Genomic DNA, 22251 nt, shown 5'->3' on the forward strand with positions numbered 1-22251 from the left:
GCGAGGCGCGTGCCTCGCCATACCCGCAAGGCTATCGCCCAAGCCCCTCGCATACCTCACGTCCCCGAAGCGCCGTCCCGCACTCCTCACAGGCAGATCTGTAGAGCTCAAGGTCCATCCGTGCGTAGTCCTCGTCATTGCGCCCGACGTGCTGACGTTCCTGCGTCGCATGGTCATAGGAGATAATCGAGTCCTCTACGACACGTGCGTGCTCGGCAGAGGGCGTATCTTTGCGCTCGCTCAGGATGACTGTGCGATAGGGAGAGAACATCATGCCCAAGGACGCGAACAGCGGGTGGCTGACAAGCTCGTGTCCGACATAGACCAAATCCCTGACCTTGATGAGGACATCCCTGAAGCTACCGTCCACGAACTGCACGTTTGCCGCTCCCCGCAGATGGGGGTTGTTGGTTATGACCGTCATTTCCACCTCCTCCTCAGCGTCATGAGACTGGCATGGGCAAAAGCAGAGGCACCAACGAAATTAGATAATCAAATTGCGATTATGTCTTTCTATCTCATGTAAGAATCTAGGCCAAGAAGGCAACCGCACAATTGCGACAATTTCAAGATGATGTGAGACAGGCTCATAACAGGTCGCAATGCCACAGCATAAGGGCCCCATCTTGGGGCTTTGGCTTAGCTGGCGTTTCGGTCAAAGGTAAGGTTCTTACTTTGAACGGGTCCGACGTGATTCGACATGCGACAGGAGATGCAAAAATCAAGGCAGCTCGGGCACGATCTTGCTCGCATGTTCCACGAAGCGGCGCACGGCAGGCGTGCGCTCACTCTCCTCTGGGATGGCAACACCCAGATCAATTGACCGCGGTGGGTCAAAGGGCAACAGCTTGATGCGTGTGGCCAGCCCCTCGGTGATCAATCGGTTCGTGATCACGATGCCCAGGCCCTCCTCCACCATGCTGAAGGCCGAGTAATTGTAAAGCGTCGAGATCTGGTAGTCAGCCTTGATGTCGGTGCCCTCGATCAGGTGGAGCACGTCTACGTCCGATCCGTAGGCCGGAAAGATGAGACGCTCGTCGACCAGCTCCTCAAGACGCACGAAGGATCGTTCAGCAAGACGATGGTTGGGAGGAACGGCGACCACCATGGGGTCTTTCTTCAAAAAGACCCACCGATATGGAATGGTGGGAAAGTAACTGTAAAAGCCGATGTCCGCCTTCTGGTTGGACAGGTAGCTCGCAACCTCTTGCCACACCCCCTCGAACAGATCGATTCTGATCTGCGGGTAGTCCCTATGGAACGAGGCGATGACCTTGGGAAGCCATCTGCTTGCCATGCTGGCATAGGCGGCGATTCTCAACGTTCCCGTGGCAAGGCCCCTTACCTCGGAGATCGCTTGGGAGAGCTGCTCATCCTTGTTGCAGGCATCCCGCATGAGGGGAATGAGCCTCTCTGCGTTCGGCGTGGGTGCCACGCCCTTCCTCGTACGAACCAGAAGGGAGAAGCCCACCTCGCTCTCCAGCGCATCCATCATATGGCTGACGCCGGAGGGCGTGTATCCGTAATGCCTGGCAGCCTGGGAGAGGCTTCCAGAGCTGATTGCCTCCAGGAATATGCGTGCCCTCAACATGTCCATGATGTCTCACCCTCCCAAACGTGAGCGCAAGGAACAGGCCACCGAGCGGGGCGACCCACCCATTCCCGTAGTCCCACGCATCAACGCGGCATGCTCAGGTCGAACCCACACGCTGCTCAACAACGTGTGTCGCGGACGCACGTTCGGGTTCGATTGTAGCGCCATGATGAGGCCGCTCGTGGCCGGCAAGTCGATGGAAGTGATCGTGACGTGTCCGGCGAGGCCTGCGCCGCATGGCCGCCGCGGCTCTTGGCTGCCGTACAGCCGGACGATCTTCGTTGAAGGCGATGCCAAGGACGCAGGTCAGGCGCTGGCACCAGACCAGTGCGGATGCCTTCCGCCTTTCGCGGCGAGGTGATTGCAAGTGAATTAGATGCTTCTATGGCCTTGCAAGCAGAGGGAAGAGGCTGGGCATCGCTGCTTAGCCTGTCCGAGAAATCGTCCGGGCCCTCGAGACGACGGAAACGCGCACTTTTAGGCGACCATCCGAGTAGCGGTGGCTCCGCGGGGCTGTCCGCATGCTGACTTGCCGATACTAAAAGGGTGACATCTTCGAAGCGACCGAACTGGTTCTATTGGATGTGGATAAAACACCATATACAGCCATTCATCACTATGGCAAGAGATTGCACGACAACGATGGGGCATATCAAGAGGAGTGCTCCTGCGGAGTCGTCTGTCATCGTTCGGTCATCGTTTTACCCCTAAGCGTTCTGGAGGACCAGACAAGGCGTATGCAGCATTTGGTCGATGACCTGATTGGGGAAATGAATGTGGCCCAATCATCACAGATACCATCCATAACCTAATGAACGAAAAGGCACAAATGGCTATTTGGCGGCGTAGACTGCCTGCTGGCATCACTGTATTTGACGCAACTCATGTAAGGCAATAATATATAGACGTCTTACATTGGAGGTACTTATGGCGTCAGTGACAGTGCGTGTGGACGATGAGACAAAGGCAGAGGCAACAGCGATTGTGGAGGATTTCGGCTTTGACCTCTCGTCGGTCACGAGGGCTTTCTACCGGCAGATCGTTCGGGAGAACAGAATCCCCCTGAACCTCTCGTACGGCGAGCCCAACGAGGAGAGCCTGCAAAGCGCAAAGGATGCCGAGGAGATCCTGGCAAAGGGCGGGCATGGGTACCACAGCGCCCGCGAGATGCTCGACGCGGCACTGAAAGACTAGTGGTATGGGCAAGCTTGAGCCGGATTACACGCCGGCGTTCTCCCGCGACGTGAAAAGGCTCGCCAAGCGGCACGTGGACCTCGACCCGCTGGAGACCATCGTCGAGCTTGTGTGCCAGAACGACTCCGAGGCGCTTGACGAGCTCAAGCGCAGGCACAACATGCACACGCTCAAGGGCGGCTGGGCGGGCAGCCACGAGTGCCACGTAGCTAACGCAGACGACTGGCTGCTCATCTGGCGCTCGAGTGACAAGGTGGCAGCCTTCCAGAGAACCGGCACCCACGACGAGCTGTTCCGCTAGTCAGGCGGCTCCACCTTCGAGATGTCGATCTCGCCGGACATTTCTCCAAGTCATCCCATCGCCAGACATGCCCCACTACCTGACGCAGCTCAGGGTCGTTGCGCAGATACCACGCCGTTACGCGTTCCCATAGGTCGCCCTTGTCATGCGTGATACGTTCATGGGAAGCGAGATAGCTAAGCACGTCATCGAACGTGACGATACGAATCTGGTCAGTGGGCATGGATCCCCCAATTCAGTGTAGGAACAGCCATGCCATTATCTTCCCATGAGAGACGGATGGCAAAGCCCTTGAATGCGCTTCACGACGAGTCGTTCGCACTTTTGCCCGGAGGTCATGCGAGTCGTATGCATTCCTGTGTCGTGAGGGAATGACGGGCACTTGCAGCTCACCTCATATACCTGCGGTTCCTCTCGCCATGGTGTCTCGTGATGGAGAATGTCTCCGACAAACAGCCGTCAGAATTGCATACGACTCGGAACGACACGCGAGCGGATTGCATACGACTCCGAAAGACAGGCTGCGAAAGGCGGGTGCGGGTCGTACGGGAGGCGCAACCGCGCGTACCCTCCCTACTCCCCTCTTTGATACACCCTGCTCCCGCTCACGTAGGTCTCCTCTACCGTGAGGTCGCGGTCGAGCACCACGAAGTCCGCGTCCAGGCCGGGACGCAGGGAGCCGCACACGTCGGCAAGGCCGCTCGACCGTGCGGGAACCTCGCTCGCCATGCGCAGGGCCTGCTCCGCCGTCGCGACGTTCCAGTCCACCACGTTGCGCACGGCCTGGTCGAGCGTGAGGGTGGAGCCCGCCAGGTTGCCACCGTCCCTGAGGTGCGCCACGCCATCCCGCACCACGATGGGAAACTCGCCCAGGTAGTAGTCGCCGTCGGGCATGCCGCCGCAGCGCAGGCAGTCCGTCACCAGCACCGTGTGGTCGGTGCCATTGGCCCGCACGAGCGCTTCCGCGGCCGTCGGGCTCACGTGCAGGCCGTCACAGATGACCTCGGCATAGGTGCCACGGGAGGTCATGGCCGCGCCCACCATGCCCGGCTCGCGGTGATGGAGCGGGCTCATGCCGTTGTAGGTGTGCACGAAGACGTCCGCGCCCGCGTCCACGGCCGCCATGGCCTGCTCGTAGCTGGCGTCGCTGTGTGCCAGTGCCACGTGCACGCCCTGTGCGGTGAGAGCCTCGGTAAACGCCATGGACCCTGCGCGCTCGGGTGCGATGGCGATCTTCCTCACGAGCCCCCGGGCACGCCTTTGCCAGCCGTCGAACACTTCCACCGAGGGATCCTGAAAGTACCTGGGGTTCTGTGCGCCCTTGTGCCGCTCCGTGAAGAAGGGCCCCTCCAGGAAGATGCCCCGCACGTGGGCACCACCCACATCATCGGCTGCGGCCACCGAGGCACAGGCATCGCCCATCTGCCCCACGCTTGCCGTGAGGACCGTGGGAAGCCAGGACGTCACGCCGTGCGCAGTGAGACCGCGCGCGACCCTGCCCACGCCCTCGGGGTCAGCGTCCAGCACGTCATAGCCCAGAAAGCCGTGGATGTGGGTGTCCACCAGACCGGGCGCGACCCACCTGCCCGTGTGGTCAACGACCCTGCAGTCCGGTCGCTGCCGCGTGAAGCGACCACACCTGCCATTCTCCACCGTGAGATAGCCCGCCCCACTCACCCTGCCCGGCAGGAAGAACCGATCCGCCTTGACCGCATATGCCTCCATGGATGCCTCCTCATGGCTTCGTCCACGGGCTCGTGCCCGCACCGGAGCGCTCGCCTCTAGACCCTGCTGTGCACCACGTGATACTTGAACTTGTCCGCCCGTGCGACGCTCTGTGTGTACTCGATGACATCCCCGGCGACGTTGCGGGTGACGCGCGCGATCTCCAGCATGGGGGCGCCGGCGGGGATGCCCAGCTGCTCCGCGTCGGAGGGACGGGTGCATCCCGCGCGAATCTCCTCCTCCGCCGTCGCAATCTGCTGGTGGTACTCGTGCTCCAGGATGTCGTATAGGGGACGCTCCGAGGCGATCTTCTGGCTGAGGCCGGGGAACGGCCGCATGGGCAGGTAGGTGTGACCCGCCAGCATGGGCACGCCATCGGCCAGGCGCAGACGGTACAGGTCGTAGACGTGCGTACCCAGGTGCAGGCCAAGCGCGGAGCTCACGGCCTTGTTGGCCTCCTTTTCGGCGAAGCCCAGGATGCGCGTGGACGGCACCCTTCCCAGCGCGCGCATCTCATCGGTGAAGCTGTAGCACAGGGAGAGGTCCGCTGCGGAGTGCCTTGCGTCGGCCACGAAGGTTCCCTTGCCATGCCGGCGGTGGATGAGCCCCCGACTCTCCAGTCTCTCGAGGGCGAGCCGTACGGTCGTACGTGAGAGGCCATACCGCTCGGAGAGCTGCCGCTCCGAGGGCAGGAGGTCACCGGGCGACATGTCACTTTGGATCCCGTCCCGCAGGACATCGAATAGCTGGCTGTACAGGGGCTGCTTCCCTGATAGCTTGGTCATGGCCCACCCCTTGGATAGTCTCTGACTTTACTGGTTACTACCACATACCAACTGTAGCCCTTCTTCGGGCCGACTGGGAACGGCACGGGAAACGCTCACGCCCGGTGTACCGCTCGCCGAACGCAGGGGAACGGTCAGGGTGTATGTGCAGCTAAGACTATATCGAATCGGACGAAAAGCGAAGATGTGACATAGGGACGATAGGCTCCCCTCACCTCCTACCCTTCGTTCCACATACCAGGCGCACAGATGTTCCACACCAACTGGTATCAAGATAATATGCATGTTTTCGGTATCGCAATGGAGTACCGTCATCAGGGAGCATAGATGCGAGAGCACCGGGAGGACGCCATGAGGATCATCCGCACCACCGACTACGACGACATGAGCCGCAAGGCCGCCAACGTCATCTCCGCCCAGGTGATCCTCAAGCCCACGAGCGTGCTGGGCCTGGCCACCGGCACCACACCCCTGGGGGCCTATAGGCAGCTGGCCCGGTGGTGCGAGCGCGGCGACGTGGACTTCTCACAGGTATCCACCTACAACCTGGACGAGTATCGCGGCCTCTCCCATGAGGATGTCCAGAGCTATCACCATTTCATGCGCGTCAACTTCTTCGACCACGTCAACATCGACCTGGCCAACACCCACGTGCCCGATGGCTCCAACCCCAACGTCAGGGCCGCCTGTGAGGCGTACGACCACATGGTGGCCGCAGCAGGCTACCCCGACCTCCAGCTTTTGGGCATCGGCCGCAATGGGCACATCGGCTTCAACGAGCCCGACTCCGTCTTTTCCAAGGGCACCCACCTGGTGAACCTCACCGAGAGCACCATCAAGGCCAACAGCCGCCTGTTCGACAGTCCCGACAACGTGCCGCGCCAAGCCTACACCATGGGCGTGCAGGCCATCATGTACGCCCGCGGCGTGCTGGTGATTGCCAGCGGGAGGGACAAGGCCAAGGCCGTGCGCGGCATGTGCCTGGGCCCTGTTGACCCGCAGTGCCCCGCCTCCATACTGCAGCTGCACACCAACTGCGTGGTCATCGCCGACGAGGCGGCGCTCTCGCTGTGCCCCCAGTAGCGCCCTACCGAGCGTGCAATCCACGTACAGATTGCACGCACCATGCTTGCCAACTGGGCAGACGTAGCCCAAGCTCACAAACGGACGAAGGATTGTGGGCTCGCGTCACATGCCTTCGACGTATGCCTCCCCTACAATGAGGATATGCACCGTATGCGAGTGGAGGCACATGGATACCGAGGAGACCGCGCTCGACCGGCTGCGGCTGGTAATGGGCAGCGAGGCGCTTGCGCGTGTGCAGGCCGCGCGCGTGATGGTCATCGGCTTGGGTGGCGTGGGATCAAACTGTGCCGAGGCGCTGGCACGTGGTGGCGTGGGGTCGCTCGTCCTCCTCGACCGCGACGTGGTGGCACCAAGCAACGTCAACCGCCAGGCAGTGGCCTACCAGAGCACCATCGGCCAGGAGAAGGCCGAGGTCATGGCCCGCATCGTGGCAGACGTCAATCCCACATGCGACGTCATCGCCCAGCGGGTCTTCCTCTCGAGGGAGGGGCTCCCCACCACGCTTGCCACACTCCCCCGTCCAGACTACGTGGTGGACGCCATCGACACCGTCAGCCAGAAGCTCGTGCTTGCCCAGTGGTGCCAGGATCGGGACATCCCCCTCATCAGCTCCATGGGTGGGGGCAACAAGCTCGACCCCACGCGACTGCGCTTCGCACGCATCGAGCGCACCTCGGGAGACCCCCTGGCGCGTACCGTCCGCAAGGAGTGCCGCAGGCGCGGCGTCAGGGGACTCGAGGTGCTCTACTCCGACGAACGACCCCGTGAGCCTGAGGGGAAGGTACAGGCCATCGACGAGGCAGGCCTCGTGCGCGAGGGTGCCTCCATCCTCGGTACCATGAGCTACATGCCACCCATCATGGGCCAGATGATCGCGGGACGCGTCATCTGCCGCCTTGCCGATCTCACCTGGGAGAACGCCTAGCCATGAGACTCGTTGACGCCCACGTGCACCTGGACTTCATGTCCAATGCCGCAGAGGTGGCCGCAGATGCCGCCCGAGACGGGCTCGGCCTCTATGCCGCCACGGTGACGCCCGCGGGCTATGACGCGGCCCATCCGGAGCTGGACGACGTCCCCAACGTGTGCCTTGCCCTCGGTCTCCATCCCTGGTGGGTCGCGGACGGGCGCTGCAAAGAGCGGGATGTCCGCCACTTCGAGGAGCTCGCTGGCCACACGCGCTGGTTGGGCGAGGTGGGCCTCGACTTCTCCGACACCCACACGGCACCCGACTCCCACGGACGCCAGGCAGCGGCCTTCGCGCGCGTCTGTGCAGCCGCTGCCCGGACGTCCTCCTCGGTGCTCTCCATCCATTCCGTGCGCGCGGCGGACACATGCCTCGACATCCTTGCCGACACGGGCTGCCTCGAGCGCTGCCACTGCGTGTTCCACTGGTTCAGCGATAGCTCGGACGAGCTGCATCGCGCCGTGACCTCAGGATGCTGGTTCTCCGTCAACGAGATGATGCTCGCCACCCGGCGTGGCCGCGAGTACGCCCGCCAGGTGCCGTTGGGGCGTCTGCTCACCGAGACGGACCTCCCTCCCCATGGGAGAGCACCCTTCTCCGCGCGGAAGATAGAGGCCTCGCTCGAGCGCAGCATCGCCACCATGGCACAGCTGCGCCACCTCGACCTCGATGACCTCCGGGACAAGGTGGCACGGAATGCGGAACGGCTCGTGCGGCAAGGCTCGTGGAGCTAGCTGGCACGCCCCTCGACGACGCCCCTCTCGCTGCGCTCCAACAGCGGTGAAGCACCGCCGCCCACGCTCTCGGGCGTGACCGTGACCCTATAGATGTCCAGGTCGCTCGGTAGGTCGAACATCGTTTGCTCCAGGGTGGACTCGCAGATGGCCCTGAGGCCGCGCGCGCCGGTACCGCGCGCGATGGCCTGGCGCGCCATCTCGCGCAGCGCCTCGTCGGTGAACTCAAGCTCCACGCCCTCGATCTGGAACATGCGCCTGTACTGCTTGACGATGGCGTTCTTGGGCGTGGTGAGAATCTCCACGAGATCGTCCTCAGTGAGCTCCCTGGTGGAGGTGATCACGGGAATGCGGCCGACGAACTCGGGAATCATGCCAAAGCTGTGCAGGTCCTGCGGCATGACCTGGCTCATGAGCTCGTCTTGGTTGTCCTCCACCTTGCGGGCAAGCGCGCCACTGAAGCCGATGCCCTTCCTGCCGATGCGATCGGCGACGATCTTGTCCAGGCCCACGAAGGCACCACCGCAGATGAACAGGATGTTCTTGGTGTTGATGTGAATGAGCTCCTGCTGGGGATGCTTGCGGCCGCCCTGGGGTGGGATGCTGGCGTCGGTACCCTCGAGGATCTTGAGCAGCGCCTGCTGCACGCCCTCGCCCGAGACGTCGCGCGTGATGGAGAGGTTCTCCGCCTTGCGAGCGATCTTGTCGATCTCGTCGATGTAGACGATGCCCACCTGGGCGCGCGCGATGTCGCCATCTGCGGCCGTGATGAGCTTGAGCAGGATGTTCTCCACGTCCTCACCCACGTAGCCGGCCTCGGTGAGGGTGGTGGCATCCGCAATGCAGAACGGCACCTCCAGAAAGCGCGCGAGCGTCTGCGCGAGCAGCGTCTTGCCCGTGCCCGTGGGCCCCAGAAGCAGGATGTTGCTCTTGGCAAGCTCCACGCGCTCGGTCGCGCCCTTGGCCTCCTCCTCAAGCGTCTCATCGTCACCCGTGAGGACGCGCCGGTAGTGGTTGTACACGGCCACGCTCATGGCGCGCTTGGCATCCTCCTGGCCCATCACGTACTGGGACAGTTCGTCATAGATCTCGTGCGGGGTGGGCAGGCTCCCGATGGGAGGGCGCCTCTCGACCTCGAAGCCCTCGACAGACAGATCACCATCCTCTGCCAGCATCTGCGAGCATTCGGACACGCACTCGTCGCAGATGAAGACCCCGTTGGGACTCTGAATGAGCCTGCGCACCTGACTGCGCGGCTTCCCGCAGAAGGAGCAGTGTATCTCTGGCGGCATGCCCCTGTTGTCATCCTGTGCCATCAGCATCCTCTCGATAGCAGCGGCTGTGTCTCGATCCTACCACTGGTATCCCACCGCAGGCCGCCCGAGGCTGCCACGCGGCCCCGGGCGGCAGACCCGCATGCGAGGGAAGCCTATTCGCCCTGCTCCATGCGCGAGGTGATCACGCGATCGACCAGGCCGTAGTCGGCGGCAGCCTGGGCACGCAGATAGTTGTCGCGTTCGGTGTCGGCGTGAACCTTCTCCACCGTCTGGCCCGTGTACTGCGCGAGCAGCTCGTCCATGTGGGTGCGGAGCCACTTGGTCTCCTTGGCGGCAATCTCTATCTCGGTCTGTTGACCCTGGGCGCCACTGGAGGGCTGGTGGATGAGGACCATGGCGTTGGGCAGCGCCAGGCGCTTGCCCCTGGTGCCCGCAGCCAACAGCACGGAGGCCATGGAGGCGGCCATGCCCACGCAGATGGTGGAGACGTCGGGCTTGATGAAGTTCATGGTGTCCAGAATGCCGAGGCCGGCGTATACCTCCCCACCAGGAGAGTCGATGTAGAGCGAGATGTCCTTGTCGGGGTCCTGGCTCTCGAGGTGCAGGAGCTGGGCGATCACGAGGTTCGCCGTGTCGCGGGTAATCTCCTCGCCCAGAAAGACGATGCGGTCGTTGAGCAGACGCGAGTAGATGTCGTAGCTGCGCTCGCCGCGTGGGGTCTGCTCGATGACATACGGGATGAGGGGCGTTGCTGTGGGACTGACCATGTGTTCTCCTTCTTTGGTAAGAGACGCTCCGGGGTACTGTACCCCCGGGGCGTCCGATTGATTCATGCGGCGACGGGGACGGGTTACTCCGCGTCCTGCCTCTCCTCGGCCTCGGCACGGCGCTCGGCGATCTCATCGACCACGGTGACGGTGGCGTTCTCGACGAGCCACCTGACGGCCTTCGTGCGGCGGATGGACTCGCGGATGGCGGGCATCTGGCCACCCTCGGTGAACTCCTTCATGGACTTGCTCACGTCCTTCACACCGGCATTCTCGAACTCGCCCTTGATGTCGTCCTCGGTGGCCTCGATGTCGAGATGGCGTGCAAGGGCATCCAGGGCGAGGGACTGACGGGCACGCTCGTCAGCCTGCTTGCGAAGGTCGTCGATGAACTCGTCGCTCTTGATCTGGCGCGCGGCGAGGTACATGTCGAGCGACATGCCCTGGCGCTGCAGCCGGGAGAGCACCTCGTTGGCAAGCTCGTTGAAGACCTGGTTGCCGTAGGCCTCGGGGACCTCCTCGAGCTGCAGGTGCTCACCGATGGCCTCGACGACACGGTCCTCCTTGAGGTGGGGCAGGGTGTTGACCTTGTCCTCGCCAATCTCCTCCTTGACGGCATCCTTGAAGGCGTCCACGGTGTCGAAGCCGAAGTTCTTCTTGGCGAAGTCATCCGTGAGCTCGGGCTCGACGGCCTTCTTCAGGCCCTTGAGGGTGACGGCGACGGCGATCCTGTGCTCGTGGTCGCCATGGCTGCGCGTCCACTCGATGTCCTTGGTCTCGCCTGGCCTCATGCCCACGATGCCCTCGACGTACTCCTTGGGGAGATAGTTGGTGTCGAGGGTAAGCTGACGATCGGTGCCCGCAAGGCTGTCCGCGCCCTCCTTGTCCACGGCGTCGACCACGACGGTGTCACCCTCGGCGCAGGCGCGGTCGGTGTCATCGTCCTCATAGGTCACGTGGTAGCTCAGGAGCTGCTCCACCTGCTGCTCCACCTCGGCATCGGTGGGCTCGTCAGGCGGCATGTTGATGGCGGGAGCGTCATAGGAGTCAAGCTCGCAGGTAGGCGGCACAGAGATCGTGGCAGTGACGCTGAAGTCCTCATGCTCCACGACGGCCACGGAATCCTCACCGTAGTCGGGACGACCGATGGGGACGATGTCAAGCTCGTTGAACATCTCGGGTTGGACGTCGTTCATGAGGTCCTCGGTAGCCTGCGCCAGCACGGCCGCACGGCCGACAATGCCATCGATGACGGGGCGCGGGGCGCGGCCACGGCGGAAGCCCTGGAAGGCATACTTGCGGGCGATGTCCCGGTACGCCTTGGCGACGGCCTTGTCCACCTCGGCGGCGGGGACGGTGAGCTTGGCGACCACCTGGTCGTTCTCAGGCCTCTCGGCAGTGACGGTGATGTTCAACGTTCCTCCAGTTAGTTTCTCGTGCGGGACGATGGGGCCGTCCCGCGAAGTTCCTCGTAGGTGCCGGTGGTGCGGGCGAAAGGACTCGAACCTTCACGGAGTCTCCCCCACTGGAACCTAAATCCAGCGCGTCTACCAGTTCCGCCACGCCCGCATCGTGACGCATAGCTTTCACATGATAGCAAAATCGAAATGACGCGCTTATAGCATGCGTGCATTTCACATCACGAGCCGAGGCGCCGGGCCTAGGGTGTCGGGCGCCCCTCCATGAAATCGATGACAACCTTGGAGGCCGAAGGGTGCCTGAGACACTCTTCGAGAGCTGTGACATCTTGAGCGTCGACAATCCTCAGGGGAAACGCCCTTGAGAGCTCACCAAAGCACCGTTCCATCTGCTGAACCGCCTCAGAGAAATCGCTGCGAAGAAACGACCTGACGCCATAGATCCTATATTCATGCTCAAAGAGTGGACGTAGCCGCAAGGGTGTTTCATAGGTCTCTGGATATACCCCAAGAAACAGGAGCGTTGCTCCTGGGCGAGCGCATCTCAGACTTGCCTGAAGAGTCTTTGCCTGAGAAAAACCGACGCACTCAAAGAGCAAGTCATATTGCCCCACAGCCACCGAGGCAAGATCCTCGTACGACCCCATCGCCCGAGCCTGCAGGAGGTCAAGATAGGGCCACTCGCCACTACGTGTAAGAACGTCCGGCACCAAGCCCTGCCTATTCAGCTCGAATACCAACAAACGAGCGATGTTTCCATCACCCATCACAAGCGGTTGCAGGTCTTCCTCAGAGTCACAGGCAAGCTCATAGGACATGTGCCTGGCCACCAGCGAGAGGCAAGTAAGCATGTACTCGGATGTTGATTGCCTTCGCGGGCAAAGGATGTCAGAACTGAATCCAAGCGCCGTTATGAAGTGTGAATATCTCTCCGCAAGCTCCTGCGTCTTTGACCAAGTGATATTCCTGCCCGTGTAGGCATCTATGTCACCCAAGACCAACTGAACCCGATACCCCGCCTCCTGAAGCATCTTGGCTTTGGCTATCTGCGAGACGGTTCCCATGTGAGGGCATCCGGACATGCCGACTCCCGTCGAGAAGAGAGTCTGGCCATCTGGGTCCAAAACAGCTTCCACATTGTAAGAGCAGCACCAAAGAGCTTGCTCATCAGCTCGATTCGCCAAGGCTGGCATCATCGGTACGGATGAAAACCCAACGGGATCATAGCCATACTCTCGAATGATGCTCGCATAGTATTTTGAGTCAAAGCTCAGCACATCTCCCATGGCGTACTATCCCTCCCCTCGACGCCCACAGCCAGCACAAGGGCAAGTAGGCTCGATGCACAGATACCCCCAAAGGCCGCATACCAAAAGGCCTCAGGCGCGACGATGAGCCTGTTGAAGACCAGGGTCCCCAGTGGCATGAGAAGCGTGGCTATCACGAAAACGCAGCTGAACGTCCTTCCCAAGTACGCTTCATCGACACTGGCCTGCAGGACGCTGAAGAACTGGATGTTGTAGAAGGTGAGCAGGACAGCAAACACAAGTATGCAGGCAAGCACGGCAGCAAATGCCTGCCACAGGTGAAGGAACGCGGGCAACAGGGCAAGGCTGAGGCCGCATCCGAATAGCGCAGCGAAGAGCGTGACCCTGGGGCCACCAAGCCGGTCGCCAAGAAGGCGGGTGAGGATGGCGCCAAGCACTCCACCCACCGATGACGATGTCAAGGGCTCGGCGTAAGCTGCGTCGCCTGCACCAAAGCTCATCTGCACGAATGGGGTCATGAGGTTGTATCCCGCGAGGAAGAAGTTGACCAGCGAGCTCATGAGCAGGAGATAGCGAACTGCCGAGGACCCACCAATGAACCTCAGACCCTCAACGAAGTCGCTGACGAACTGGCGAGGTGACGTGCGGCCCGCAGCTGGTACCTCAGCATGGGGTGCTGTCCTGAGCATGGAGTTCAGCAGTTCAGATGCGCCAAACGACATCGCATTGACGAGCAGGGCACCTTGCTCATGGCACAGGGTCAGTAACGCGGCGCTCAGCATGGGTGCCACCACACTCAGTACTTGTGTGCGGCAAGCTCAAGATGAGAGTTAGCGTTCGATATCTGTGACTTCCGAACGAGAAGGGGAAGTACCGAGTGATACGCGGGCAGGTAAAACCCACTGGCAGCACTGAGGAGCACATTTGCTGAGATGAGCGCGTAGACAAAGACAGGTGTGACAAAAAAATGCAGCGGCCACCAGGCAAACGAAGGCCGAGAGCATATCTGCGACCACCAAGATGCGCTTGCGATCGAAGCGATCGGCAACAACTCCACCCACGGGATCAATGACGAGCGAGCAGACAGACTGACCAATCTGATAGATCCCCAGAAGGAACTGGCCAACGGCACCCTGGCTGGCGAACCAGAGGCTGTTCGCATAGTCGAAGAATATGTCGCCAAAGCCACCGAGACCCTCCCGCAGATGAGAAAGGCCTGGTTGGCCATCTCGCGTCTAGGGCGAGCATCACCCCCTGAACGCTTCGTCATACAACCACAACCAAATCACTGCTGCTCAACAAGGGCGGAGGATTGACCCGTAAAATCAAGGGTAATATAAGGTGTCGATGGACGATTTAACTCTGAGAGAAATAGTTTTAAAAAGCATCATTGCTTTTTCAACAGACAATCAATTCCTGCGACAAAAAAGGCACATAGCTTCTCAATATAAAAACGTGCCTCCCTGCGGTTCATGTCGTGGCGGAGAGGTTCAAACATAGACGCATAAAAGGAATTGGTCAGCATATGCAGCACTTTCATCATCAATTCTTCTTCGTTCCCTGCACCCCCTGCTGATTCTGTCCATTTGGAGATGTAGGAAATGTTCTTGTCAGTCAAATCCTCAATCAGCGCCGTGTGGCATTTGCCATCTAAGGACGTTTGAATCAACAGGAACTCATCTTTATGGTCATAAATATAGTCAATCATGTCAACATAGATTGCAGTATCATCAAAAGAGATGGCGTCTGTTCCATCCACCCCTATGTCCTTCGACCAAAACTGATCCGCATAATTCTGATATAGCTCGATAAGCCCGTCTGAAACGGGCGAAACAATTGCGTCGAAAAGTCCCTCTTTATTGGGAAAGCGCGTATAGATAGCGCGGGCACTGGTTTCTGCTTTTTTGGCAATCTCCCGTATGGAGGCAGCCTGAAACCCCTTATCTAAAAATTCGCTTCTGGCACACGCTAATAAGCGTTCTGATACACCGGCAATTCGTTTCATGTGAATCCTCTCTTTCCGAAAGATTGAAACTCTGTTTTCATCTCATGGGACAGAATGTAGCATGTCAAGAAAGAAACAGCTTGACATGGATCAGTATAAGCTGTATTTTTACATCTGAAACGATGTTTCAAATGTCTCAGGAAAGAAGAATTTTGGCTCTGTAGTTAGCTTTATCTAACTATTATACAAAGTCGAGGGGTTGACGGTATGAAAGAAAAAGGAGTGCTGGGGCGTCTGTTCCGACATATGGGCATGTTTAGGATCACAATGGCCATCTCCATTGTATTATCTGCTGTCTCGTCGGTCATCAACCTATATGCCTTTGTGTGCGTGTATAACGTGGCAAAGGAGATCGTTCAGTCTCTTGGTAATATCCATTCGCTGGATCAGACCTATATGGTCGATATGGGCTGGCGCGCTGTATCCTTGATCATTATGTCATTTGGAATATACGGGATGGCATTGCTGTTTTCCCACATCACCGCTTTCAATACGGTCGCAAAACTGCGGATTCAGATTGTCCGACACATTGGGAATCTGCCTTTGGGGTATCACACGACAAATCCCAGCGGGAAACAACGAAAAATCATTGAAAAGAACTCGGACAATCTGGAAACGCTGATCGCACACCAGATTCCAGACTTTGCAGGAGCTGTTGCGTTGCCGATTGCTTTTCTTGTATTCATGTTTATGTATGACTGGCGTCTGTCTTTAATCTGCCTGATCCCGATCCTGGTCGGCTTTGTTATTCTTTATCATATGCTGAAGGATGAGAGCGAAGGCTTTGCTAAGCAATATCAAAAGTCTGCCGAGGACATCAGCAATTCCGTCACGGAATATGTCAGGGGCATTGCTGTTGTAAAGGTGTTTGGGCAAACCGCCAATTCTTTCCAACGCTATAAGGCTGCGGTAAAAGAGTACGGTGATTATTTGCTGAAATACGCGCTCTCCATGCAAAATGCAGACAGTGCCTACCATGCCGCAATTAACGGCATCTTCTTTTTCCTGATTCCCGGCGGTATAATCCTGTTCAACACAGGCAGCAATCCTGAAAAAATGGTGTTGAGTTTTCTGTTCTTTTCGGTTCTTATTCCTACCGTCGTGACATTCTTAGCGCGTATTATGAACAGCTCATCCAATCTGATGCTCTCCAAGGCGTCGTTGGACGCAATCGATCAGATGTTGAAGGAAAAGCCACTTCCAGAAACGAAAAGACCGCAATCTCCGATGGGCTATGACATATCCCTTGACCATGTTTCATTTTCTTATGGGGAGACTGCCGGAAAAGCTCTGGACGATGTTTCTTTAGATGTGCCGGAGGGGACGATCACCGCACTGGTCGGGGAATCTGGTGGTGGGAAAAGCACTATTGCGAATCTGATTGCGAGATTTTGGGACGTCGATGAGGGAGCTATCCGGGTCGGCGGAGTGGATGTACGGGAAATGGACTACAAGCATTGGATGGAGCAGGTCAGTATTGTATTTCAGGACACGAATTTATTTAAGATGTCTATCAAAGAAAATGTCGCTGTTTTCAATCCGGACGCTTCACGCGAGGATGTTTTCCAAGCACTCCATCTGGCACAGTGCGACGATATTTTGGAAAAGCTGCCACAGGGCGCAGACACGGCGATCGGGACAAATGGAATCTATCTTTCCGGTGGTGAAATGCAACGGATCGCCCTTGCCCGCGCAATCCTGAAAAACGCCCCTGTGGTACTGCTGGATGAAGCAACCGCATTTGCTGATGCGGAAAATGAATACCTGATACAGAAGGCTCTGGACGAACTGCTGCGAGGGAAGACCGTCATTATGATTGCCCACCGACTTTCCACCATTATACACGCTGATCAAATCTGTGTTTTGGAGCGGGGGAATATTGTCGAGAAGGGAACCCACCGTGAACTAATGGATATGCACGGTGTATATGCCAGAATGCATGAAGAATACCAGAGCAGTATTTCATGGAGGATTGGAGAGTAACAAATATGCTTAAAAGAGTATATCGCATTAGCGACGAGGGAAGTTGGAACATCCTGAAGTCCGGTTTGTATATGTGTCTGTTCAATCTTGCTACGCTGTTGCCTGTCCTCCTGCTTGCAATGGTTGCAAATGAAATGATGAGTCGATACTTTGGCATAACGCACGGAAGTATACCTCTGTGGGGATATTGGGGAACTGCCCTTTTGCTGCTATTCGCAATCTATTTTGCATACCGCATGACATACCGAAAGAAGTACCTGACTTCCACACAAGAAGATATGCGGCTTCGCATGGAGATCGCAGACAAAATCCGGAGGCTTCCACTCTCTTATATCGGGAGGCGCGACTTGAGCGATTTAGCCTCTACGGTCATGGATGATGTCGCGACTGTGGAGTTGGCACTTTCCACGAGCGTAGCAGAGTTTATAGGAGGATTTCTGTCGGGCTTGACGACCATTGTCATCCTTGCATTTTACAACTGGAAACTGGCTGGCAGTCTGGCGATTTGCCTCCCATTAGTCGTGATCGCAATGTCCCTGTGCCGGATCATCTCTGAGGGGACGAATAAAAGAAATAGGCAGAAGAAGCTGGACATCAGCGACGGTGTACAGGAGTATCTGGAAAACATAAAGGTGCTGCGCTCCTCAGAAACGATGAAAGGCTACCAGAACCGTCTGTCAGCCACGATCAAGCGCATTTTGAGGGGACTTGTACTGTACGAATTTCTGTCCGGCTTTATGATTGCCCTGTCTCATAACATTATGCGGATCGGTTTAGGGCTTGTCATCGTAACCGGTTCCACACTCCTGATTTCGGGAGAAATTAGTTTGTTTACATTCCTCTTGTTTCTCCTCGTTGCAGTCAGGATTTATGAGCCTCTGACCAAGGCGTGTGAATCGCTGGGCGTAATGATTTCTTCTTTGGTCAGCGCAGGACGGATTCGGAACCTGATGGATTATCCGGAACAGCAGGGAGACGCGGCTCTACAACCAGAGTCTTTTGATATTTCCTTTGATCATATATCGTTTGCTTACAACAAAGAGGATGTGCTGCACGATGTCTCTTTTACAGCGAAGCAGGGGCAAATCACTGCGTTGGTGGGTCCATCAGGCTGCGGCAAAAGTACGCTTTGCCGGCTTGCCGCCCGTTTCTGGGACGTAAACAGAGGGGGCGTGTATCTGGGGGGCATCAACATTAATAAAATCGCTCCAGACACGCTGTTGAGGAATTACTCCTTTGTTTTTCAGGACGTGGTGCTGTTCAATGATACGATCTATAACAACATCAAGATCGGGAAAGAGAATGCAACCCATGAGGAAGTCTTGACCGCAGCAAAGCTTGCCTGCTGCGACGAGTTTATAGATCGGCTCCCGCAGGGTTACGACACCGTAATCGGAGAAAACGGAATGACCCTCTCCGGCGGCGAAAGGCAGCGGCTTTCAATTGCCCGCGCATTCCTGAAGGATGCGCCTGTGATCCTGCTGGATGAAAGCACAGCTTCCATTGACCCTGAGAACGAAACAAGAATTCAGAAGGCCATCGGCAGGCTTATTGAGAACAAGACGGTACTGATCATTGCCCATAGACTGCGATCCATAGTGGCGTGCGATAGGATTGTAGTTCTAAACGAAGGGAAACTGATGGAATCCGGCACACACGAAGAACTGATGCAGAGGGGCGGCTTGTACCATCGCCTCTATTCACTGCAAAACGAGAGTCTGGCATGGAAGGTCAAATGAATGAATCATTATTTATAGAAAGGAACACCTAACATGACAAAAGAAACGAACAAGAACCGGTTGAACGGAAAAGACCTGATGAATGTGGGTATCTTTACCGCAATCAATGTCATATGCGGTGTGTTGATTGCTGTGGCGATCGGTTTGACGCCCATTGGCTTTATGCTGATCCCAAGCGTTACGGCAATCATACTTGGCATTCCAATGATGCTCTACTTTACCAAAATCAAAAAATTTGGAATGGTCTTGATTTTTGAGATTATAAATGGAGTTGTCCTTTTACTGACGGGTATGGGACCCGACGCGCTCGTTTGTGGAATTGTTATCAGCCTGATCGTAGAACTTATTATGAAGTCTGGAAACTACCAGAGCGCCAAGCGCGCTGTTCTGGGGTACGCCATTCTGATGGTCACGTCCTGTGCCAATTACATCCATTGGCTGAACGCCAGCGCAGAGTGGCTTGATAAAAACGCGGCAACATATGGACAGGATTTTATGTACACGATTTCCGGCTGGTTCGGCTATTGGTGGATGCTGCCTTTGGTCATCCTTTCCGCCTTTGTTGGAGGCCTGATTGGTGGCCTGCTGGGTAGGGCTGTGCTGAAGAAGCACTTTGTCAGAAGTGGGCTGGTCTGATGGAAACGGTGCTGCGAAACACAAGGCCGACAGCAAAACAGATGTTCCTTGACCCGCGGACAAAGATTCTACTTTGCCTGACGGTTTCCTGCGTTATGATTTCAAGCGACAGCTTCGGAATTATGAACGTTGTACTGCCATGCCTTGCCGTGATTCCATTACTATTCCTCGTTTTGCTCAAGAAACCGCAGATTGCTGCATACTATGCAGTGATGTATGCGGTCACGGCGACGGTTCCCCGCCTGCTGATGCCGCATGCAACACCCCTGTTCAACCTCCTGTTTACCGGCATGATCGCCATGTTCACAAAGCTGATTCCGGGGATGTCCATGTTTTGCCTTCTGGTGTTGACAACCACGGTAAGCGAGTTTGTTGCAGCTATGGACAGGCTGCATATTTCCAAGAAGTTTTCGATCCCTGTATCCGTGATGTTTCGCTTTCTTCCCACGATACGGGAGGAATACAGAGCGATTCGGGATGCCATGCGGCTTCGGGAAGTCGGATCATGGCGCAATCCCATGGAGATGCTGGAGTATCGGATGGTGCCGCTGCTGACCGGTCTTGTCACAATCGGGGATGAACTGTCCACATCCGCCCTTACGAGAGGGCTAGATGCCCCTGTACGACGCACCAATATCTGCCCGATTGGATTTCATTGGCAGGACGGCGCTGCGCTGCTGCTCTGTATCGCGGTCATCATTTGCTTTATCCTCTCAACTTTCTATGGTTGGTAGCAAAAACTGCTTCAAGAAGGAGATTTCCCTTTGATAAGCATCGAGAGCGTGTCTTTTACTTATGAAAATGCCGACAATGGTGCGGCAATCCTCGATAATTCCATACAAATTTCCAAAGGGGAAATCGTCCTGTTGTGCGGGGAATCAGGCAGTGGGAAAACCACGTTCAGTCGATTGGTAAATGGGCTGATCCCAAACTACTATGAAGGTACGCTTACCGGTAAAGTTCAGGTCGAAGACAAGAACCCGGAGGATGTCGAGCTGCACGAGCTGGCACCATATGTTGGCTCCGTGTTCCAGAATCCCAAGGCGCAATTCTATACGTTGATAACAGATACGGAGATTGTATTTGCCTGCGAGAATATGGGTATGGATCGCGGCGAAATCCTACGTCGTTTTGATAGCACCGTGACTGCAATGCACCTGGAGCCGTTGATTGGCAGAAATCTTTTTACGCTGTCCGGTGGTGAAAAACAGAAAATAGCCTGCGCCTCTGTCCATGCCCTACAGCCCGACACATTGGTTTTAGACGAGCCAACTTCAAATCTGGACATAGGAACAATCTATGAATTGGAGAACATTCTGCGCTTGTGGGAGGCGCAGCGAAAAACCGTCATTGTAGCGGAGCATCGGTTGGATTGGCTTCGCCTCCTTGCAGACCGTGTACTGTATTTCAAAGATGGGAAAATTGAACAGGAATTTACCAGAGCTGCCTTCTTTGAAAAACCGTTGGGCGATCTGCATGAAATGGGGCTTAGGGGAACGAGCCACTTTGTTCCGCAATGCGTGAAGAAGGGCAGAGCAAAGGAGGGACTGGAGCTTAGGGATTTTTGCTTTACTGACGAAAAGAAGGATCTTCTCCATGTTGAAAACCTGACGATCCCCAAAGGAGCCGTTGTTGCCGTGCTGGGGAATAATGGTGCGGGCAAAACAACATTGGCCCGGTGTTTATGCGGCCTGGAGAAGAAGATGCGCGGTGCTTTCGCTTTTCTGGGCAAAGAATATAAGCAAAAGCAGCGACTGAAACTCTGCTATATGGTTATGCAGGACGTAAACCATCAGCTCTTTGCCGAAAGCGTGCTTGATGAAGTGACGCTGGGCATCAAGGATATAGCGGAGGAAGAAAAGACAGAGTATGCCCAGAACATCCTGTCCATGTTGGACTTGCTGGCACACAAAGATAAGCACCCCATGTCTCTTTCCGGTGGACAGAAGCAGCGCGTAGCCATAGCAGGGGCAATTGCTTCCCATAAAGAAATCATCGTGTACGACGAGCCTACCAGCGGCCTGGACTATCGACATATGAAGGAGGTCTCTGTGTGTATCCAGAAACTTTCTAAAATGGGCAAAACGCAACTGATAATCACCCACGACCCTGAACTTGTAGCTCATTGCTGCGATTATATCGTGTTTATGGACAACGGAGCTGTGTCCCGTTTTGGAGAATGGACAGATGAGAATGTTGAGTTTGTGTCTTGCTACTTTGAAAACACGAGATAGTCTCTTGCGATTTGCAGGGACGGGTGTTACGGAATGAAACTTCATACTTCCACTGAAGATTATTTGAAAGCAATTTATATACTTCAAAAGACAAAGGTATGGCGCACTCCATAGATGTACCGACACCGTCGAAGCCAAAGCCTGCAAAATGGAGCACACGATCAGTGATGATTCCTTTCGAAAGCTCAAGGGACAGGAACAAAAAAACGTGCCCGTTTGCAGATACCTGTAATCTCAAACCGGGCAAGGAGCGAGGCCCCTGATTTGAAATGGCCAGGCAAAAGAAATGGATGACCTATCCCGTTTGCGGAGGCAAAACCCGAATAAAAATCCGCACGGATACGGTATTGATAAACTTCCTACTTTTCTGTCCTAAGTGCCGGAAAGTATCGACAGTCCGCTTTTACAGGAAAATCTAGCTCTGACTTATATCTGCAAATCGGTATATACGAGCTTAACTACGCCAGCCCCCACGTTCGAGCTCAGATATGAACCGTTGGGAGCAACCGCCTTTCTCCGCCGGGACACGCTGGGAAAG

At 56.7% G+C, this 22251-nt stretch carries 21 protein-coding genes, 1 tRNA gene and 2 pseudogenes; 13 read left to right on the plus strand and 11 right to left on the minus strand.

Annotated elements, in window-relative coordinates:
* Nucleotides 1–31: 31 nt before the first annotated feature.
* Together J2S71_RS10955 and J2S71_RS10960 are read right to left on the minus strand one after the other, a co-directional pair.
* Nucleotides 32–424, minus strand: a complete 393-nt coding sequence (locus J2S71_RS10955) for a GrdX family protein (protein ID WP_021726237.1) — start codon at nt 422–424, stop codon at nt 32–34.
* 297 nt (nt 425–721) lie between these two features.
* A complete protein-coding gene (locus tag J2S71_RS10960; RefSeq protein WP_307391822.1) occupies nt 722–1597 on the minus strand; it encodes a LysR family transcriptional regulator in 876 nt (291 codons plus the stop codon).
* 924 nt (nt 1598–2521) lie between these two features.
* On the opposite strand from J2S71_RS10960, the gene J2S71_RS10965 reads away from it, so the two are divergent.
* Nucleotides 2522–2788, plus strand: a complete 267-nt coding sequence (locus J2S71_RS10965) for a type II toxin-antitoxin system RelB/DinJ family antitoxin (protein WP_040651651.1) — start codon at nt 2522–2524, stop codon at nt 2786–2788.
* A gap of 4 nt (nt 2789–2792) precedes the next feature.
* A complete protein-coding gene (locus tag J2S71_RS10970; protein ID WP_307391825.1) occupies nt 2793–3089 on the plus strand; it encodes a type II toxin-antitoxin system YafQ family toxin in 297 nt (98 codons plus the stop codon).
* Nucleotides 3090–3662: 573 nt separating this feature from the next.
* Here the strand turns inward: J2S71_RS10970 and nagA are convergent.
* Together nagA and J2S71_RS10980 are read right to left on the minus strand one after the other, a co-directional pair.
* Entirely contained in the window at nt 3663–4814 is a 1152-nt protein-coding gene (gene nagA, locus J2S71_RS10975; RefSeq protein WP_307391828.1) for an N-acetylglucosamine-6-phosphate deacetylase, read from the minus strand.
* A gap of 56 nt (nt 4815–4870) precedes the next feature.
* A complete protein-coding gene (locus J2S71_RS10980) occupies nt 4871–5599 on the minus strand; it encodes a GntR family transcriptional regulator (protein WP_307391831.1) in 729 nt (242 codons plus the stop codon).
* Between the two features lie 351 nt (nt 5600–5950).
* Between J2S71_RS10980 and nagB the strand changes: the two genes are divergently transcribed.
* From nagB to J2S71_RS10995, 3 genes are all read left to right on the plus strand, one after another.
* Nucleotides 5951–6682: a glucosamine-6-phosphate deaminase gene (gene nagB, locus J2S71_RS10985; RefSeq protein ID WP_307392482.1), complete on the plus strand. Its 732-nt coding sequence runs from the start codon at nt 5951–5953 to the stop codon at nt 6680–6682.
* A 169-nt stretch (nt 6683–6851) separates the two neighbouring features.
* On the plus strand, nt 6852–7610 hold the full coding sequence (locus J2S71_RS10990) for a tRNA threonylcarbamoyladenosine dehydratase (protein WP_307391834.1): 759 nt from the start codon (nt 6852–6854) through the stop codon (nt 7608–7610).
* A 2-nt stretch (nt 7611–7612) separates the two neighbouring features.
* Nucleotides 7613–8386, plus strand: coding sequence for a TatD family hydrolase (locus J2S71_RS10995; protein WP_021726174.1), 774 nt, complete (start codon nt 7613–7615; stop codon nt 8384–8386).
* On the opposite strand, the gene clpX is transcribed toward J2S71_RS10995, so the two are convergent.
* From clpX to J2S71_RS11025, 6 genes are all read right to left on the minus strand, one after another.
* On the minus strand, nt 8383–9702 hold the full coding sequence (gene clpX / locus J2S71_RS11000) for an ATP-dependent Clp protease ATP-binding subunit ClpX (RefSeq protein WP_307391838.1): 1320 nt from the start codon (nt 9700–9702) through the stop codon (nt 8383–8385). The two genes, J2S71_RS10995 and clpX, sit on opposite strands and share 4 nt — an antisense overlap.
* 113 nt (nt 9703–9815) lie before the next feature.
* A complete protein-coding gene (locus tag J2S71_RS11005) occupies nt 9816–10430 on the minus strand; it encodes an ATP-dependent Clp protease proteolytic subunit (protein ID WP_021726234.1) in 615 nt (204 codons plus the stop codon).
* Nucleotides 10431–10513: 83 nt separating this feature from the next.
* Nucleotides 10514–11845 carry a trigger factor gene (gene tig, locus J2S71_RS11010; protein WP_021726031.1) on the minus strand — a complete coding sequence of 444 codons (1332 nt, stop codon included), beginning with the start codon at nt 11843–11845 and terminating at the stop codon, nt 10514–10516.
* Between the two features lie 67 nt (nt 11846–11912).
* A tRNA-Leu gene (locus J2S71_RS11015) sits at nt 11913–11999 on the minus strand.
* Nucleotides 12000–12090: 91 nt separating this feature from the next.
* Entirely contained in the window at nt 12091–13134 is a 1044-nt protein-coding gene (locus J2S71_RS11020) for a zinc-binding dehydrogenase (RefSeq protein WP_307391841.1), read from the minus strand.
* On the minus strand, nt 13119–13805 hold the full coding sequence (locus J2S71_RS11025) for an MFS transporter (RefSeq protein ID WP_307391844.1): 687 nt from the start codon (nt 13803–13805) through the stop codon (nt 13119–13121). Before J2S71_RS11025 ends, J2S71_RS11020 begins: the two co-directional genes overlap by 16 nt.
* A 267-nt stretch (nt 13806–14072) precedes the next feature.
* On the opposite strand from J2S71_RS11025, the gene J2S71_RS11030 reads away from it, so the two are divergent.
* A complete protein-coding gene (locus tag J2S71_RS11030) occupies nt 14073–14432 on the plus strand; it encodes a hypothetical protein (protein ID WP_307391847.1) in 360 nt (119 codons plus the stop codon).
* A gap of 71 nt (nt 14433–14503) precedes the next feature.
* On the opposite strand, the gene J2S71_RS11035 is transcribed toward J2S71_RS11030, so the two are convergent.
* Nucleotides 14504–15121: a TetR/AcrR family transcriptional regulator gene (locus tag J2S71_RS11035; RefSeq protein ID WP_307391850.1), complete on the minus strand. Its 618-nt coding sequence runs from the start codon at nt 15119–15121 to the stop codon at nt 14504–14506.
* Nucleotides 15122–15328: 207 nt separating this feature from the next.
* Here J2S71_RS11035 and J2S71_RS11040 point away from each other — a divergent pair, with 207 nt between their 5' ends.
* The 7 genes and pseudogenes from J2S71_RS11040 to J2S71_RS11065 all read left to right on the plus strand — a co-directional run bounded on the left by J2S71_RS11040 (nt 15329) and on the right by J2S71_RS11065 (nt 22132).
* The gene (locus J2S71_RS11040; protein ID WP_307391853.1) at nt 15329–17104 is read left to right on the plus strand and encodes an ABC transporter ATP-binding protein; all 1776 of its coding nucleotides are present in this window, start codon (nt 15329–15331) and stop codon (nt 17102–17104) included.
* A gap of 137 nt (nt 17105–17241) precedes the next feature.
* Nucleotides 17242–17946, plus strand: a pseudogene (locus tag J2S71_RS12400) (ABC transporter transmembrane domain-containing protein); the annotation flags it as partial.
* A gap of 204 nt (nt 17947–18150) precedes the next feature.
* A pseudogene (locus tag J2S71_RS12405) lies at nt 18151–18843 on the plus strand (ABC transporter ATP-binding protein); the annotation flags it as partial.
* 33 nt (nt 18844–18876) lie between these two features.
* Nucleotides 18877–19479: an MptD family putative ECF transporter S component gene (locus J2S71_RS11050; RefSeq protein ID WP_307391859.1), complete on the plus strand. Its 603-nt coding sequence runs from the start codon at nt 18877–18879 to the stop codon at nt 19477–19479.
* Between the two features lie 41 nt (nt 19480–19520).
* The gene (locus J2S71_RS11055) at nt 19521–20213 is read left to right on the plus strand and encodes an energy-coupling factor transporter transmembrane component T (protein WP_307392485.1); all 693 of its coding nucleotides are present in this window, start codon (nt 19521–19523) and stop codon (nt 20211–20213) included.
* Nucleotides 20214–20243: 30 nt separating this feature from the next.
* Nucleotides 20244–21713, plus strand: a complete 1470-nt coding sequence (locus tag J2S71_RS11060; protein ID WP_307391862.1) for an ABC transporter ATP-binding protein — start codon at nt 20244–20246, stop codon at nt 21711–21713.
* 290 nt (nt 21714–22003) lie between these two features.
* Nucleotides 22004–22132, plus strand: coding sequence for a cysteine-rich KTR domain-containing protein (locus J2S71_RS11065; protein ID WP_232204472.1), 129 nt, complete (start codon nt 22004–22006; stop codon nt 22130–22132).
* Nucleotides 22133–22251: the final 119 nt, after the last annotated feature.

Origin of the sequence: Olsenella profusa DSM 13989, assembly GCF_030811115.1 — a bacterium.
GTDB lineage: Bacteria > Actinomycetota > Coriobacteriia > Coriobacteriales > Atopobiaceae > Olsenella_F > Olsenella_F profusa.

Excerpts from the sequence above, each read along its gene's own strand:
- J2S71_RS10955 (WP_021726237.1), bottom strand. The coding sequence starts at position 424 with ATGACGGTCATAACCAACAACCCCCATCTGCGGGGAGCGGCAAACGTG.
- J2S71_RS10960 (WP_307391822.1), bottom strand. The coding sequence starts at position 1,597 with ATGGACATGTTGAGGGCACGCATATTCCTGGAGGCAATCAGCTCTGGA.
- J2S71_RS10965 (WP_040651651.1), top strand. The coding sequence starts at position 2,522 with ATGGCGTCAGTGACAGTGCGTGTGGACGATGAGACAAAGGCAGAGGCA.
- J2S71_RS10970 (WP_307391825.1), top strand. The coding sequence starts at position 2,793 with ATGGGCAAGCTTGAGCCGGATTACACGCCGGCGTTCTCCCGCGACGTG.
- nagA (WP_307391828.1), bottom strand. The coding sequence starts at position 4,814 with ATGGAGGCATATGCGGTCAAGGCGGATCGGTTCTTCCTGCCGGGCAGG.
- J2S71_RS10980 (WP_307391831.1), bottom strand. The coding sequence starts at position 5,599 with ATGACCAAGCTATCAGGGAAGCAGCCCCTGTACAGCCAGCTATTCGAT.
- nagB (WP_307392482.1), top strand. The coding sequence starts at position 5,951 with ATGAGGATCATCCGCACCACCGACTACGACGACATGAGCCGCAAGGCC.
- J2S71_RS10990 (WP_307391834.1), top strand. The coding sequence starts at position 6,852 with ATGGATACCGAGGAGACCGCGCTCGACCGGCTGCGGCTGGTAATGGGC.
- J2S71_RS10995 (WP_021726174.1), top strand. The coding sequence starts at position 7,613 with ATGAGACTCGTTGACGCCCACGTGCACCTGGACTTCATGTCCAATGCC.
- clpX (WP_307391838.1), bottom strand. The coding sequence starts at position 9,702 with ATGGCACAGGATGACAACAGGGGCATGCCGCCAGAGATACACTGCTCC.
- J2S71_RS11005 (WP_021726234.1), bottom strand. The coding sequence starts at position 10,430 with ATGGTCAGTCCCACAGCAACGCCCCTCATCCCGTATGTCATCGAGCAG.
- J2S71_RS11020 (WP_307391841.1), bottom strand. The coding sequence starts at position 13,134 with ATGGGAGATGTGCTGAGCTTTGACTCAAAATACTATGCGAGCATCATT.
- J2S71_RS11025 (WP_307391844.1), bottom strand. The coding sequence starts at position 13,805 with ATGCTCAGGACAGCACCCCATGCTGAGGTACCAGCTGCGGGCCGCACG.
- J2S71_RS11035 (WP_307391850.1), bottom strand. The coding sequence starts at position 15,121 with ATGAAACGAATTGCCGGTGTATCAGAACGCTTATTAGCGTGTGCCAGA.
- J2S71_RS11040 (WP_307391853.1), top strand. The coding sequence starts at position 15,329 with ATGAAAGAAAAAGGAGTGCTGGGGCGTCTGTTCCGACATATGGGCATG.
- J2S71_RS11050 (WP_307391859.1), top strand. The coding sequence starts at position 18,877 with ATGACAAAAGAAACGAACAAGAACCGGTTGAACGGAAAAGACCTGATG.
- J2S71_RS11055 (WP_307392485.1), top strand. The coding sequence starts at position 19,521 with ATGTTCCTTGACCCGCGGACAAAGATTCTACTTTGCCTGACGGTTTCC.
- J2S71_RS11065 (WP_232204472.1), top strand. The coding sequence starts at position 22,004 with ATGACCTATCCCGTTTGCGGAGGCAAAACCCGAATAAAAATCCGCACG.